Origin of the sequence: Amycolatopsis sp. MEPSY49, from assembly GCF_051337345.1 — a bacterium.
Lineage (GTDB): Bacteria > Actinomycetota > Actinomycetes > Mycobacteriales > Pseudonocardiaceae > Amycolatopsis.
Genome location: NZ_JBDLYJ010000001.1, coordinates 1121894 through 1134783 on the forward strand (window position 1 = coordinate 1121894; position 12890 = coordinate 1134783).

Here is a 12890-nt window from a genome sequence, read left to right on the forward strand (position 1 = left end):
AACCGACCCGGGCCAGGTAGCGTCGGAAGGGTGAGTCAGGAAACCGAGACCCGGCCCATGGTCGACTGGGCGCTCGCCGCGCAGACGGGCGCGCTGCTCGTGCGCGGCGGCCCGCAGGTTCCGCGTGAAGTGGCCGAGGCGGCCGTCACCGACCTGCGTGAGCTGACCAGCGAAGCCGAAGGGCACGTCCGGGAGCTGACGAACCTGGGCCTCGACCTGCCGCTGCTCCCCGGCGAAGTCGTCGACCGCCCCGGCTGGGTTCGCTCGGCCGCGAACGGGCTGGACGCGCTGACCGGGCGTGCGCTGCCGCGGCAGGGCGGGCCGTTCGGGCCGATCCTCGCCGGTGGCGCCGGCGTGCAGACCGGGCTCGTGCTCGCCTTCCTGGCCAGCCGCGTGCTCGGCCAGTACGACCCCTTCGGCGGCCCGGACCGGGAAGGGCAGCTGCTGCTCGTCGCGCCGAACGTCGTCGCCGCCGAGCGGGCGATGGACGTCCCCGGCCGCGACTTCCGGCTCTGGGTCTGCCTGCACGAGTGCACCCATCGCCTGCAGTTCACCGCGGTCCGCTGGCTGCGCGACTACTTCGCCGACGAGGTCGAGCGGCTCGTCGCCGGGCTCGCGGGCGGTGGCTCCGACAGCCTCGCCGACCTCGTCGGACGGCTGCCCGAGGCGATCAAGCAGGGGCCGAAGCTGAACCTCGCCGAGCTGCTCCAGGGGCCGAAGGAACGCGCGGTCTTCGACCGGCTGCTGGCGCTTTCGACGCTGCTGGAAGGCCACGCCGACTTCGTGATGGACGCCGTCGGCCCGCGGGTCGTCCCGAGCGTCGACACGATCCGCGCGCGGTTCACCGCCCGGCGCAAGGGCGGCGGCGTCTTCGACCGGCTGCTGCGCGCGCTGCTCGGCGTCGACGCGAAGATCCGCCAGTACGAAGAAGGCGCGAAGTTCACGAAGCACGTCGTGGACGCGGTCGGCATGGAGGGCTTCAACGCCGTCTGGCGCTCGCCGAACACCTTGCCCTCGCGCGCCGAGATCGCCGACCCGGCCGCGTGGGTCCGGCGCCTGCACGGATGACCGGGCCGGCGGTCGCGGCCGTCCGCCGGGCCGTCCGGGGCTTCCTGGAGGCGGTCGAGGCCCCGCCTGAAATCTGTGTCGGGGTCTCCGGCGGTGCCGACTCCCTCGCGCTGTGCGAGGCCACGGCGTACGTCGGGCACCACCGCGGCCACCGCGTCCGCGCGCTGGTCGTCGACCACGGCCTGCAGCAGGGGTCGGCGAAGATCGCGCTCGACGCGGCCGCCGCGGCGAAGTCGCTGGGCGCCGACGAAGCCGAGGTGCGCCGGACCGACGTCACCGGCCCGGGCGGCCCGGAAGCCGCCGCGCGCAAGGCCCGCTACCGCGCGCTCGCCGGCCACGACCTCGTCCTGCTCGGCCACACCCTCGACGACCAGGCGGAAACCGTCCTGCTCGGCCTCGGCCGCGGCTCCGGCCCGCGCAGCATGGCCGGCATGCGCCCGTTCGACCCGCCGTGGGGCCGTCCGCTGCTCGCCGTCCCGCGCGCCACCACCCGGGCCGCCTGCGCCGAGCTCGGCGTCGAGCCCTGGGAGGACCCGCACAACGCCGAACCGCGCTTCACCCGCGTCCGGTTGCGCACCGAGGTCCTGCCGTTGCTGGAGGACGTCCTCAACGGCGGCGTCGCCGGCGCACTCGCCCGCACGGCCGCGCAGCTGCGTGAGGACAGTGAGGCGCTGGACACATTGGCGGACATGATCTTCACCCGCGCGGGCGGCCCCGAAGGGCTGGATGCGGCAACACTCGCGCCCGAGCCTGCGGCGGTGCGCCGGCGGGTTCTTCGCAGGTGGCTGCTGCAATCGGGTGTGCGCGAGCTCACCGACAAGCACCTGCGCGCGGTCGACGACCTCGTCGCCCGGTGGCGTGGTCAGGGCGGTGTGTGGTTGCCGGGCAACTTGGAGGCGCGGCGGGCGCATGGCAGGCTCTGCCTCACCTCCCAACCCACCACACGAGGGGACTGACCCGTGTACGAGGGCGAAATCGCCTCCGTGCTCGTCACCGAGCAGCAGATCAAGGACAAGATCACGGAGCTGTCGGCGCAGATCGCCGCCGACTATCCGGCCAACGGGCAGGGCGAACTCCTGCTGGTGGGTGTCCTGAAGGGCGCGGTCATGTTCATGACCGACTTCGCCCGCGCGCTGCCGCTGCCGACGCAGCTGGAATTCATGGCCGTCTCCTCGTACGGCTCGGCGACGTCGTCGTCCGGCGTCGTGCGGATCCTCAAGGACCTCGACCGGGACATCGCCGGCCGGGACGTGCTGATCGTCGAGGACATCGTCGACTCGGGCCTGACGCTGTCGTGGCTGCTGAAGAACCTCGCGAGCCGGAACCCGGCGTCGCTCGAGGTCGTTTCGCTGCTGCGCAAGCCGGAAGCGGTCAAGGTGGACGTCCCGGTGAAGTACATCGGCTTCGACATCCCGAACGAGTTCGTCGTCGGCTACGGCCTCGACTACGCCGAGCGCTACCGGGACCTGCCGTACATCGGGACGCTTGACCCGAAGGTGTACACCGCGTAGTTCACCGACCGTTCACCGCATCCACCGGATCTGCGGAACCCCGGCTGCGTTGATTGCGTCATACGCTCTGATCACGTGCGTTAACCTATGCGAAGACCATTCGTGCCCGCGGTGACCGGGTCGGGGGAACGGGAGAGAGCTCAGATGGGGAACAGCAGCGCTGCCGACGCGAACGCCTTCAAGGCCGCGGCCGCGGCGGGTCAGGTCGGGATCGACCCCGACGCCGCGCAGACCGTGCTGAACAAGATCCGCACCGGCAAGGACGCCGTCGAGGCCCTCCTCGCCGGCGCGGGCACGCTCGCGCAGCCGCCGAAGCTCGGGGACAACCCGGTCGGCAACGCGATGGCGGCCAAGTTCGTCCAGCGCGCCGACGGCGGGAACGACTCCTACGCCGCCGCGCTGCAGAACCTGCTCGACCAGTACACCGCCGCCGAGGAGGGCATCGTCACGGCGATGTCCCGGTACCACGAGATCGACCAGGCCGCGGCCGACCCGTTCCGCAACGCCTGAGCCCAGAGGGGGATTTCGAAGTCATGGCTCCGAACCACAGCGACCAGCCTTCGTCGGCCGACCCGGGCTCGCTCGTCCCGCTCGGTGACAACTCGACGTCGCAGAACATCGTCGACAACGCCCGCGGCAGCGCCGGCGGCTTCGACATGGGCAGCGACCGCGCGATCGCCAACCCGCCGAACTGGAACGCGCAGGCCAGCCAGCAGCTCTACAACGGCGCGGTCAACAACAACGACCCCGGCACGGCCGAGGCGACCGGGCACGCCTGGGCGCACCACGGCTCCGAGCTGAAGCAGGCGTCCGACCACCTGTACAACGCGATCTCCGAGCTGGGCAACGCGTGGGTCGGCCGCGGTGCCGCGGGTGCGCAGGGCGCGCTGGTGGCCATCGCGAACTCCGGCTCGCAGGCCTCCGACGCCGCGCACACGATGTCCGACCGGCTCGCCCGGCAGGCCTCGGCGGCCGCCGAGGTCAAGAAGATGCCGGCCCCCAAGGACTACGACCCCAAGCAGGCCATGGCGGCGGCGCTGGCGGGCGGCCCGGCGGCCCTGATCGCCGACCAGAAGGCGCAGGCCGACGCCGCGAACGACGTCAAGGCGCAGCAGGTCGCGTTCTTCAACGCCTACACCAAGGCGATGAGCGAGGTCGACAGCTCGACCCCGAGCTTCGGCCCGGAGTCGCTCGGCATGAAGCCGACCGGTTCGCACAACTCCGTGTCCTTCAACGGCATCAGCTCGGTCGGCAGCACCGGCCCGGTCCAGGGCCTGTCCGGCGCGGGCGGCGCTGTATTCGCCTCGAGCGGCTCGGGCTTCGGCGGCCACGGCGGCGCGTTCGACGCGCAGCACGCGGCGGTCGGCCCGAACGGCGTCCACGGCGGCGCCTTCGGCCACGACGCGGCGGCGCTCGGCAGCGACGGCGGCGCGGGCGGCACGGCCACCGGCACGGGCACGAACACCGGCGCGGGCCACGTCACCACGGGTGCCGGCCAGCAGGGCGGCGGCAACCCGCTGAGCAAGATCGGCATGGGCCTCGGCATCGGCGGCGCGGCGGGCGGCCTCGGCGCGCTGGCTTCCCGCGCGCTGGGCAAGGGCGGCAAGTCGGGCGCGAAGGCGAACGACACGTCGCTGGCGTCGGCCGAGGGCCAGAGCGCCGCGTCGGCCCAGGCGCCGCAGCAGGGTCTCGTCTCGTCGGCGGGCACCATCGGCGGGCAGACCCCGCCGCCGATGAACCCGGGCATGGGCGGCATGGCCCCGCAGGGTGCCCAGGGCGAGCAGGACGAGGAGCACACGCACGCGTCGTTCCTCATCGAGGCCGACCCGGACGCGGCCTTCGGCGCCGACCAGGCGACCCCGCCGCCGGTGATCGGCGCGTGGTCCGAGGACGACGAGAACCGCTGATCCTTTCGGGCCGGGCACGCCGACGGCGGGCCCGGCCCGGTTTCTCTTGGGGGTGGCTCGATGCCGAACGCTGAGCTGCTCACCCCGGTCGAGGTGGACTTCCTGTGGGAGTCCGCCGGGCTGGGCGAGCTGCCGTACCCGCTGCGCGTCCGTTCGCACGGGGAGACCATGGACGAGCGGTCGCTGCTGCGTCGGCGCACGTTGGAAGGGCTGGCCGCGCGCGGGCTCGCCGACGGCCGCGGCCGGCCGGAACCGCACGTCGAGGACTACTTCGGCGTGCTGGCGCAGGCCGAGCTGAGCCTGGACGCGGTCCAGCTGATCGCCCCGGACGCCGAGCCGCTGCTGGCGATCGCCGGCGTGCTGGGCGGCCAGGGCCTGCTGGCGGTCCAGGACACGCGGGGCCTGCACCTGCAGCCGTGCCCGGTGGACGGCTTGGCGAGCGCGATCGTCTCCCTGCTCCCGGGCGCCCCGCGGGGTTCGGAGAAGTCGGTCACGGTCCCGCTGGAGCAGCTGGTCGGCGCGCACGGCGTCGACTTCCTGTCCCGCCGCGGCAACGGCGATGAGCGCGCGTCGGCCGACGAGGACCGCAAGGCGCTCGCGAAGCTGCACGCCCAGCCGCGGCTGCGCGGCGGCCAGATCGCGGCCAACGCGCGGTCCCGCGTGGGCGGCCGCACCCGGACGCCGGTGCTGAGCTGGTTCGACACCGAGACGGGCCGGTACTTCACCCAGGCGAGCCGCGGCCGCGACGGCCGTGACTGGATCACGATCGCCCCCGCCGACGCGGCGACGTTGCGCCACCGGCTGGGCGAGATGCTGGCGGGGGCCGCGCAGACCAGCACGGTTTGACGGCCGCTCCGGCGCCTCTGCCAAGATCGGGCTCCGGCTTCTCCGAACGTGCTCGTCACTTTTTGTCGGTGGTGCGGGCTACGCTGAGCAAGAGTCCGATCCGGGAGAGTAGTGATGCAAGAGTTCTTCTCGCCGCTCGTGTTCGACTTCCTCTGGGAGTCGGCGCAGGTCGGCGAGCTGCCGTACCCGTTGCTGGTCCGGTCGCACGGCGCGACCGAAGACGAGCGCGTCTCGCTGCGCCACCGCGTCGACGCCGAGCTGAAGGCCCGCGGCATCCGCGATCCGCGCGGCAGGCTCGCGCCGCCGATCGAGGACGCCCTGCAGCTGCTGGCCTTCGCCCCGCTGACCATCGACGCGCTGCACATCCCGCAGTTCGAGGCGCCCACCGTCGGCGTGCTCGCGGCGGCCGACGACACCCTCGGCGTCCTCGCGGTCCAGGACGCCGACGGCATCTGGCTGCGGGACGTCCCACCGGACGGCCTGGTGTCCGCCGTCGTCGGCGTGCTCCCGGCCGGCCCGCGCGGGAGCGAGGCGTCGGTCACACTCCCGCTGGACGACGCCCTGCGCACCGCGCCGATCCGGGTGCCCGTCTCCCTGCCGTCGAACCCGGGCGAGGACCGCGGGCGGGCGCGCCGGACGCCGCTCAGCGAACGCGTCACGGCCGACCCGCGGGAGGCCTACGGCCGGATCTCCGGGCAGCCGCGGCAACGCGGCGGTCAGCTGGCAGCGAACAGCCGATCGCAGGTCGGGGCCAAGCAGCGGTCCCGGGTGCTGGCCTGGTTCGACACCGCGACCGGGCGCTACCTCAGCCTCTCCCGCGCAGGTACGGACGGCCGCGAGTGGGTCACGGTCGCCCCCGCCGACCCGGCCACGCTCCGGACCCGGCTGGGCGAGATGGTGAGCAGTGTGTCGGACGGCACGCGTTAGCTTGAGGTGCGTGGACGCCGGGCGGGAACCCGGGCGCGGTATCGCCCGTTGACCTGCGAGAGGCTCACAGGGGATGAACGCGGCAGCGGACGGTACCCTGATGGGACGGCGGCCCGGGCACCACGGGTTGTCAAGATCGTGATGGCGGGTATCACAGGAGCCGCCCAACCAGGGAGGGTCGAGGCCACCAGGGCCGAGTCGTATGAACCGGAAGAGCGTGCTCAGGAACCCACTGCTGTGGATCGTCGCGGGGTTGCTGGCGTTGTTCGCGTACAACACGATCTTCGACAGTGATCGTGGGTACACCCAGGCACCCATCTCGGTGGCGAACTCCCAGATCTCCTCGAACAACGTCAAGGAAGCCAGCCTCGAGGACAAGGAACAGCAGCTCAAGCTGCTGCTGTCCAAGCCCATCGACGTCGACGGGCAGCAGGTCACCCAGATCATTTCGCAGTACCCCTCGGACGCCACCCGCCCGATCTACGACTCGTTGATCGCGGCGAAGAACGGCGGCCAGCCGATCAAGTTCACCACCAAGGTGACCCAGCAGGGCGTGCTGACGCAGATCCTCATCTTCGCCATCCCGCTGGCCCTGGTCCTGGGCCTGCTGATGTGGATGATGAACAACGCGCAGGGCGGCGGCAACCGCGTCCTCAACTTCGGCAAGTCCAAGGCCAAGCAGCTGAACAAGGACATGCCCAAGACGACCTTCGGGGACGTCGCGGGTGCCGACGAGGCCGTCGAAGAGCTGTACGAGATCAAGGACTTCCTGCAGAACCCGGCGCGCTACCAGGCGCTGGGCGCGAAGATCCCGAAGGGCGTGCTGCTCTACGGGCCGCCCGGTACCGGTAAGACGCTGCTCGCGCGAGCCGTCGCCGGCGAGGCGGGCGTGCCGTTCTACACGATCTCCGGCTCGGACTTCGTCGAGATGTTCGTCGGTGTCGGTGCGTCGCGTGTGCGTGACCTGTTCGAACAGGCCAAGCAGAACGCGCCGTGCATCATCTTCGTCGACGAGATCGACGCGGTCGGCCGCCAGCGCGGCGCCGGCCTCGGCGGCGGCCACGACGAGCGCGAGCAGACCCTGAACCAACTGCTCGTCGAGATGGACGGCTTCGACGCCCGTGGCGGCATCATCCTGATCGCGGCCACCAACCGGCCCGACATCCTCGACCCGGCGCTGCTGCGCCCCGGCCGGTTCGACCGGCAGATCCCGGTGTCCGCGCCCGACCTGCGCGGCCGCAAGGCGATCCTCGAGGTGCACGCCAAGGGCAAGCCGATCGCGCAGGGCACCGACCTGGGCAGCCTCGCCAAGCGGACCGTCGGCATGTCCGGCGCCGACCTGGCGAACGTGCTGAACGAGGCCGCGCTCCTCACCGCCCGCCAGAACGGGCACGTGATCACCGACGCGGCACTGGAGGAGTCCGTCGACCGCGTCGTCGGCGGCCCCGCCCGCAAGAGCCGGATCATCTCCGAGAAGGAGAAGAAGATCACGGCCTACCACGAGGGCGGGCACGCGCTCGCCGCGTGGGCGATGCCGGACATCGAGCCGGTGTACAAGCTGACGATCCTGCCGCGCGGCCGCACGGGCGGGCACGCGCTGCTCGTCCCCGAGGACGACAAGGACCTGATGACCCGCTCCGAGATGATCGGGCGGCTGGTCTTCGCGATGGGCGGCCGCACGGCGGAGGAGCTCGTCTTCCACGAGCCCACCACCGGCGCGTCGGCGGACATCGAGCAGGCGACGAAGATCGCCCGCGCGATGGTCACCGAGTACGGCATGAGCGCCCGGCTCGGCGCGGTCAAGTACGGCCAGGAGCAGGGCGACCCGTTCCTCGGCCGGTCGGCAGGCCGGCAGGCGGACTACTCGCTCGAGGTGGCGCACGAGATCGACGAGGAGGTGCGCAAGCTCATCGAGACGGCGCACACCGAGGCGTGGCACGTGCTCAACACCTACCGCGACGTGCTCGACGAGCTGGTCATCGAGCTCCTGGAGAAGGAGACGCTGACCCGCAAGGACCTGGAGCGGATCTTCGCGACGGTCGAGAAGCGCCCGCACATCACCGTGTTCAACGAGTTCGGTGAGCGGACGCCGTCGGACAAGCCGCCGATCAAGACCCCGGGCGAGCTGGCGATGGAGCGCGGCGAGCCGTGGCCGCCGCCGGAGAAGGAGAAGCCGGTCCTGAAGCCGGAGCCGACCCCGGTCGGCACCGCCCAGGGCGCGGGCGACCTCCCGGGCGGCCCGCCGTACCCGGCACCGACCCCGGCCGACCCGAACGCGAACCCGTACGCCCCGCCGCAGCCGGGCGCCTACCCGAACGGCGGCCGTCCGTACGGCGGCCCGAACGGTGGCCCCAACGGGACGGCGCACTGGCCGCAGACGTACGGCGGCCAGCAGCCGGGCAGCTACCCGCCCGGCCAGAGCGGCCCCCCGAACTACGGTGCCCCTCCGGGCTGGACGCCCGCGACCTCGCCGGGCGGTCAGCCGGGCCAGTCGTGGCGGCCCGGTGGTGAAGAACGCCCTCGTGAGCACGGCTGGTTCGCCGACCAGGCGGGCAACCAGCAGAACGAGGGAGAACGACGTGACGTGGATGGACCCGAAAAGCCCCAGTGACGCCGACCGCCCGGTCTTCGACCAGGACCGGGCGGAGAAGGCGATCCGCGAGCTCCTTCTGGCGTGCGGCGAAGACCCGGAGCGGGACGGTCTCAGGGAGACCCCCGCCCGGGTGGCCCGCGCGTACCACGAGATGTTCGCGGGGCTGTACACCGAGCCGGACTCGGTGCTGGACCGCACGTTCGACGAGTCCCACGAGGAACTCGTGCTGGTCACGGACATCCCGATGTTCAGCCAGTGTGAACACCACCTGGTGCCCTTCCACGGCGTCGCGCACGTCGGGTACATCCCCAACGCTGCCGGGAAGGTCACCGGGCTGTCCAAGCTCGCCCGGCTCGTCGACCTCTACGCCAAGCGCCCGCAGGTCCAAGAGCGCCTGACCTCCCAGGTTGCCGACGCCATCGTGCGGAAGCTCGAACCGCGCGGTGTCATCGTCGTGATCGAAGCCGAGCACCTCTGCATGGCCATGCGCGGCATCCGGAAGCCCGGCGCGCGCACGACCACCTCCGCCGTGCGCGGGCAGCTGAAGACTTCGCCGTCGTCGCGGGCGGAGGCGCTCGACCTGATCAGGGCGCGCCGGTGAGCGTGGGGCTTCCCGCTCCCGGCCGGTGCGTCGTGATGGGCGTGCTGAACGTGACGCCCGATTCCTTTTCGGACGGTGGCCGCTACCTCGGGCTCGAGCAGGCCCTGGAGCACGCGCGCGCGATGTGGGCGCGTGGCGCCGACCTGATCGACGTCGGCGGCGAGTCGACCCGGCCCGGGGCGGCCCGGGTGGACGCCGACACCGAGATGCAGCGCATCCTGCCGGTCATCCGGACCCTCGCCGGCGAAGGGATCGCGCTGTCGGTCGACACGACCCGCGCGGCCGTCGCCGCCGCGGCGCTCGAAGCCGGGGCGCACATCGTCAACGACGTCTCGGGTGGGCTGGCCGATCCGGACATGGCGCGCGTCGCCGCGGACAGCGGGGTGCCGTGGGTGCTGATGCACTGGCGCGGGCACAGCAAGGACATGCAGGCGCTCGCGTCCTACGACGACGTTGTCGCCGATGTGCGGGCCGAGCTGCTGTCCCGGGTGGACGAAGCGCTCGCCGCGGGGGTCGCCGAGAGCGCGATCGTGCTGGATCCGGGGCTGGGTTTCGCGAAGAACGCCGAGCACGACTGGGCGTTGCTGCGCGGGCTGGATTCGTTGCTGTCGCTGGGGTTCCCGGTACTCGTCGGGGCTTCGCGCAAACGGTTTCTCGGTCGTCTGCTGTCCGAAAAGGACGGCACACCGCGGCCGCCGGACGGCCGTGAGGACGCCACGGCCGCCATCTCCGCGCTCGCCGCCGCCGCGGGGGCGTGGGGCGTGCGGGTGCACGAGGTCGGGGCGTCGCTGGACGCGGTCGCCGTGGCCGCCGCTTGGTGGAAGGGTTCCCCCGATGTCTGACCGGATCACGCTGACCGGCCTGCGCGTGTTCGGCCGCCACGGCGTGTTCGAGCACGAGAAGCGCGACGGGCAGGAGTTCGTCGTCGACGTCACGGTCTGGCTCGACCTCGGGCCGGCCGCCGCGTCGGACGACCTGACGAAGACGCTGCACTACGGCGAGCTGGCCGAGCTGGCGGCGGGGATCGTCGCGGGCGAGCCGTACGACCTGATCGAGAGCGTCGCGGGCAAGATCGCCGACGAGGTGATGCGCGACGAGCGGCTGAGCGCGGTCGAGGTGACGGTTCACAAGCCCTCGGCGCCGATCCCGCTGACGTTCGACGACGTCGCGGTGACGGTCCGGCGCGACCGATGAGCCGCGCGGTGCTGTCGCTGGGTTCGAACCTCGGCGACCGGCTCGGCTTCTTGCGGCTGGCGCTGGAAGCGGTGCGGCCGGCGCTGGTCGCGGTGTCGAGCGTGTACGAGACGAAGGCGTGGGGCGTCGAGGACCAGCCGGACTTCCTGAACGCGGTGTGCGTGGTCGACGACCCGGCGCGCGACCACTGGGCGTGGCTACGCACGGGCCAGGCGGCCGAGCAGGCGGCGGGCCGGGTCCGCGAGCTGCGCTGGGGCCCGCGGACGCTGGACGTCGACGTGGTCACGGTGGACGGCGTCGAGTCGGCCGACCCGGAGCTGCTGCTGCCGCACCCGGGCACACCGGACAGGGCGAGCGTGCTGGTGCCGTGGGTTGAGATCGAGCCGTTGGCGGTGCTGCCGGGCCACGGCCCGATCGCTTCGCTGCTGGCGGCCCGGCCGTCAGCCGAGGTGGCAACGGTCCGTCGGACGGACCTAGAACTGCGCTGACGCCGGGCTGTGGACAACTCCGGGCCCTGTGGACAACTCGAGTGCGCGGGCCCGGAATTGTCGGCCGCCGCGAGTAACGTTGAAACCGGGGGTCCCCCAGCGGGCGGCGGCCGGAAAAGACGGCCTATCGGTGCACCGGGCGGGTCCGTTACCGAGCGCGCCCGGCTGATCGCCGAGTTGCAGTCGCGGGTCGGCGAGTGCCCCTTCCGGACTCGTCGTGAGTGTTCAGGGCGGTTCTGACCGCCCTGAACACCCACGAGCCTCAGCCGCGCAACGCCTCGATCATGAAGCGGACCGCGGGCTGGGCCGTCGGGACCGGGGGCCAGCCGTTGATCGTCGCCAGCAGCTGCCAGTACCGCTCCGCCCGGGGGTCGCCGCTCGTCTCGAACCGGTCCGCCATTTCACTCCGGAACTCCGGCGACTCCGGGTCCTGGTCCGGGCGGGCCGTCGCCGCCGCGATCTCGGCCGCAAGCGTTTGCCCCGCTTCCGACGTCGGCGACTCTCCCGCCGCCACCGCCGCTTCGGCGCGTGAGACCCAGCTCGGCCAGTTCGACTGCCACGCGTCCGCCGGCTGCTGGAACTCGCCCGCCTTGATCTGCGCCGCCTGGGTCTCGCTCATGCCGCGGATCAGTGCCCGGAAGGACGGGTCCTGGACCAGCTCGGCGAACTCGATCCACGCCTCCAGCTGCTCGGGCGACGGGTCGTCCGGCAGTTCGGGCTTGCCTGCGCGCATGCGCTCGTAGAACCGCGAGTCGATCTCGAGCCCGGACACCATCTCGTCCCAGAACTCGTCCACCAGCCGCTTGCGCTCTTCGTCGGACATCGACGCGAGACGGTTCATCAGTTTCACTTCCTCCAGTTCGGAATCACGCTTGGCCACCGCGCGCAGCACCGCCCGGCGCAGCCGCAGGCGCCGGATCTGCTCGTCCAGCGCCTCGACGTGCCGGGTCGCCAGCTCGCCGACCGTCGCCGACTGCGTCAGCGCGGCGGAGACGTCGGCGAGGCCCAGCCCCAGCTCGCGCAGGGTGCGGACCAGCTCGAGCCGGGCCATCGCCGCGGCGTCGTAGAGGCGGTAACCGGCGTCCGTCCGCTCGGTCGGGGGCAGCAGGCCCTCGTCCGAGTAGAAGCGGATGGTTTTGACCGGCAGGCCGGTCCGCCGGGCCAGCTCGCCGATGGTGAAAGTCGCGGTGGTGCCCACAAGACGCATGATGAACTCTCCAGTCGGTGGAGAGTCAAGCCTCGCACGGTACGGTGGAAATATGCACTTCACCCGGCCCCGTGACCTGGTGGTGGCCGGGCTGCTCGGCCTGGTCCTCGGCTACCTGCTCTTCGTCGTCGCGTACGGCTCACTGCCGCAGCTGCCCACGTTCGCCGGCGTCACGTTCGCCGTGCTGGCCGCCGTCGAGGCCGGGCTCGCGCTCTCCATTCGCTCCCGGATCAAGAACGGCCGGGTCGTCGCCGCTATCGGGATCGCCCGATCGGTGGCGCTGGCGAAGGCTTCGTCACTCGCCGGAGCGTTCATGGGCGGCGCCTGGCTGGCCGCGCTCGCCTACGTTTTCCCGCGACGTGACGAACTCGTCGCCGCCGTGCTCGACACGCGGGCCGGCGTCGTCGGCGTCGCGTCGTCCGCGGCCCTGGTAGCAGCGGGTTTGTGGCTCGAGCACTGCTGCCGGACCCCGCGTGACCAAGACCGGGAGCACACCCGCGGGACGACCGGTTAGCGCTGGAATCCCACCGCTCGCGGGACCGAGTAGG

Annotated in this window: 14 protein-coding genes; 13 read left to right on the forward strand and 1 reads right to left on the reverse strand. The window is 72.1% G+C overall.

Annotation, left to right across the window (positions count from 1 at the left end):
* The first annotated feature begins 57 nt into the window (after nt 1-57).
* From ABFJ78_RS05605 to folK, 12 genes are all read left to right on the forward strand, one after another.
* Entirely contained in the window at nt 58-1068 is a 1011-nt protein-coding gene (locus ABFJ78_RS05605) for a zinc-dependent metalloprotease (protein WP_436385392.1), read from the forward strand.
* Nucleotides 1065-2024, forward strand: a complete 960-nt coding sequence (tilS, locus tag ABFJ78_RS05610; protein WP_436384609.1) for a tRNA lysidine(34) synthetase TilS — start codon at nt 1065-1067, stop codon at nt 2022-2024. The genes ABFJ78_RS05605 and tilS overlap by 4 nt, the downstream gene beginning before the upstream one ends.
* A 3-nt stretch (nt 2025-2027) precedes the next feature.
* Entirely contained in the window at nt 2028-2579 is a 552-nt protein-coding gene (gene hpt, locus ABFJ78_RS05615) for a hypoxanthine phosphoribosyltransferase (RefSeq protein ID WP_086671409.1), read from the forward strand.
* 144 nt (nt 2580-2723) lie between these two features.
* The gene (locus ABFJ78_RS05620) at nt 2724-3089 is read left to right on the forward strand and encodes a hypothetical protein (RefSeq protein ID WP_364465452.1); all 366 of its coding nucleotides are present in this window, start codon (nt 2724-2726) and stop codon (nt 3087-3089) included.
* A 23-nt stretch (nt 3090-3112) separates the two neighbouring features.
* The gene (locus ABFJ78_RS05625; RefSeq protein ID WP_436384611.1) at nt 3113-4486 is read left to right on the forward strand and encodes a hypothetical protein; all 1374 of its coding nucleotides are present in this window, start codon (nt 3113-3115) and stop codon (nt 4484-4486) included.
* A 60-nt stretch (nt 4487-4546) separates the two neighbouring features.
* Entirely contained in the window at nt 4547-5332 is a 786-nt protein-coding gene (locus ABFJ78_RS05630) for an ESX secretion-associated protein EspG (protein WP_436384612.1), read from the forward strand.
* A gap of 111 nt (nt 5333-5443) precedes the next feature.
* Entirely contained in the window at nt 5444-6259 is an 816-nt protein-coding gene (locus ABFJ78_RS05635; protein WP_436384613.1) for an ESX secretion-associated protein EspG, read from the forward strand.
* Nucleotides 6260-6461: 202 nt separating this feature from the next.
* Nucleotides 6462-8870: an ATP-dependent zinc metalloprotease FtsH gene (gene ftsH / locus ABFJ78_RS05640; protein WP_436384614.1), complete on the forward strand. Its 2409-nt coding sequence runs from the start codon at nt 6462-6464 to the stop codon at nt 8868-8870.
* Nucleotides 8848-9453: a GTP cyclohydrolase I FolE gene (gene folE, locus ABFJ78_RS05645; protein WP_436385393.1), complete on the forward strand. Its 606-nt coding sequence runs from the start codon at nt 8848-8850 to the stop codon at nt 9451-9453. Before ftsH ends, folE begins: the two co-directional genes overlap by 23 nt.
* Before the next feature lie 35 nt (nt 9454-9488).
* Nucleotides 9489-10295, forward strand: coding sequence for a dihydropteroate synthase (gene folP, locus ABFJ78_RS05650; RefSeq protein WP_436385394.1), 807 nt, complete (start codon nt 9489-9491; stop codon nt 10293-10295).
* The gene (gene folB, locus ABFJ78_RS05655; protein WP_436384616.1) at nt 10288-10647 is read left to right on the forward strand and encodes a dihydroneopterin aldolase; all 360 of its coding nucleotides are present in this window, start codon (nt 10288-10290) and stop codon (nt 10645-10647) included. The genes folP and folB overlap by 8 nt, the downstream gene beginning before the upstream one ends.
* Entirely contained in the window at nt 10644-11135 is a 492-nt protein-coding gene (gene folK / locus ABFJ78_RS05660; protein ID WP_436384617.1) for a 2-amino-4-hydroxy-6-hydroxymethyldihydropteridine diphosphokinase, read from the forward strand. The genes folB and folK overlap by 4 nt, the downstream gene beginning before the upstream one ends.
* A 262-nt stretch (nt 11136-11397) precedes the next feature.
* Here the strand turns inward: folK and ABFJ78_RS05665 are convergent, their stop codons facing one another.
* Nucleotides 11398-12333, reverse strand: a complete 936-nt coding sequence (locus ABFJ78_RS05665; RefSeq protein ID WP_436384618.1) for a MerR family transcriptional regulator — start codon at nt 12331-12333, stop codon at nt 11398-11400.
* Nucleotides 12334-12394: 61 nt separating this feature from the next.
* Here ABFJ78_RS05665 and ABFJ78_RS05670 point away from each other — a divergent pair, with 61 nt between their 5' ends.
* On the forward strand, nt 12395-12856 hold the full coding sequence (locus ABFJ78_RS05670; protein WP_436384619.1) for a DUF3180 domain-containing protein: 462 nt from the start codon (nt 12395-12397) through the stop codon (nt 12854-12856).
* Nucleotides 12857-12890 lie beyond the last annotated feature (34 nt).

Coding starts and splice junctions, on each gene's coding strand:
- ABFJ78_RS05670 (WP_436384619.1), top strand. CDS start 12,395: ATGCACTTCACCCGGCCCCGTGACCTGGTGGTGGCCGGGCTGCTCGGC.
- folK (WP_436384617.1), top strand. CDS start 10,644: ATGAGCCGCGCGGTGCTGTCGCTGGGTTCGAACCTCGGCGACCGGCTC.
- folB (WP_436384616.1), top strand. CDS start 10,288: ATGTCTGACCGGATCACGCTGACCGGCCTGCGCGTGTTCGGCCGCCAC.
- ABFJ78_RS05630 (WP_436384612.1), top strand. CDS start 4,547: ATGCCGAACGCTGAGCTGCTCACCCCGGTCGAGGTGGACTTCCTGTGG.
- folP (WP_436385394.1), top strand. CDS start 9,489: ATGGGCGTGCTGAACGTGACGCCCGATTCCTTTTCGGACGGTGGCCGC.
- ABFJ78_RS05620 (WP_364465452.1), top strand. CDS start 2,724: ATGGGGAACAGCAGCGCTGCCGACGCGAACGCCTTCAAGGCCGCGGCC.
- ABFJ78_RS05625 (WP_436384611.1), top strand. CDS start 3,113: ATGGCTCCGAACCACAGCGACCAGCCTTCGTCGGCCGACCCGGGCTCG.
- ftsH (WP_436384614.1), top strand. CDS start 6,462: ATGAACCGGAAGAGCGTGCTCAGGAACCCACTGCTGTGGATCGTCGCG.
- tilS (WP_436384609.1), top strand. CDS start 1,065: ATGACCGGGCCGGCGGTCGCGGCCGTCCGCCGGGCCGTCCGGGGCTTC.
- folE (WP_436385393.1), top strand. CDS start 8,848: ATGGACCCGAAAAGCCCCAGTGACGCCGACCGCCCGGTCTTCGACCAG.
- ABFJ78_RS05605 (WP_436385392.1), top strand. CDS start 58: ATGGTCGACTGGGCGCTCGCCGCGCAGACGGGCGCGCTGCTCGTGCGC.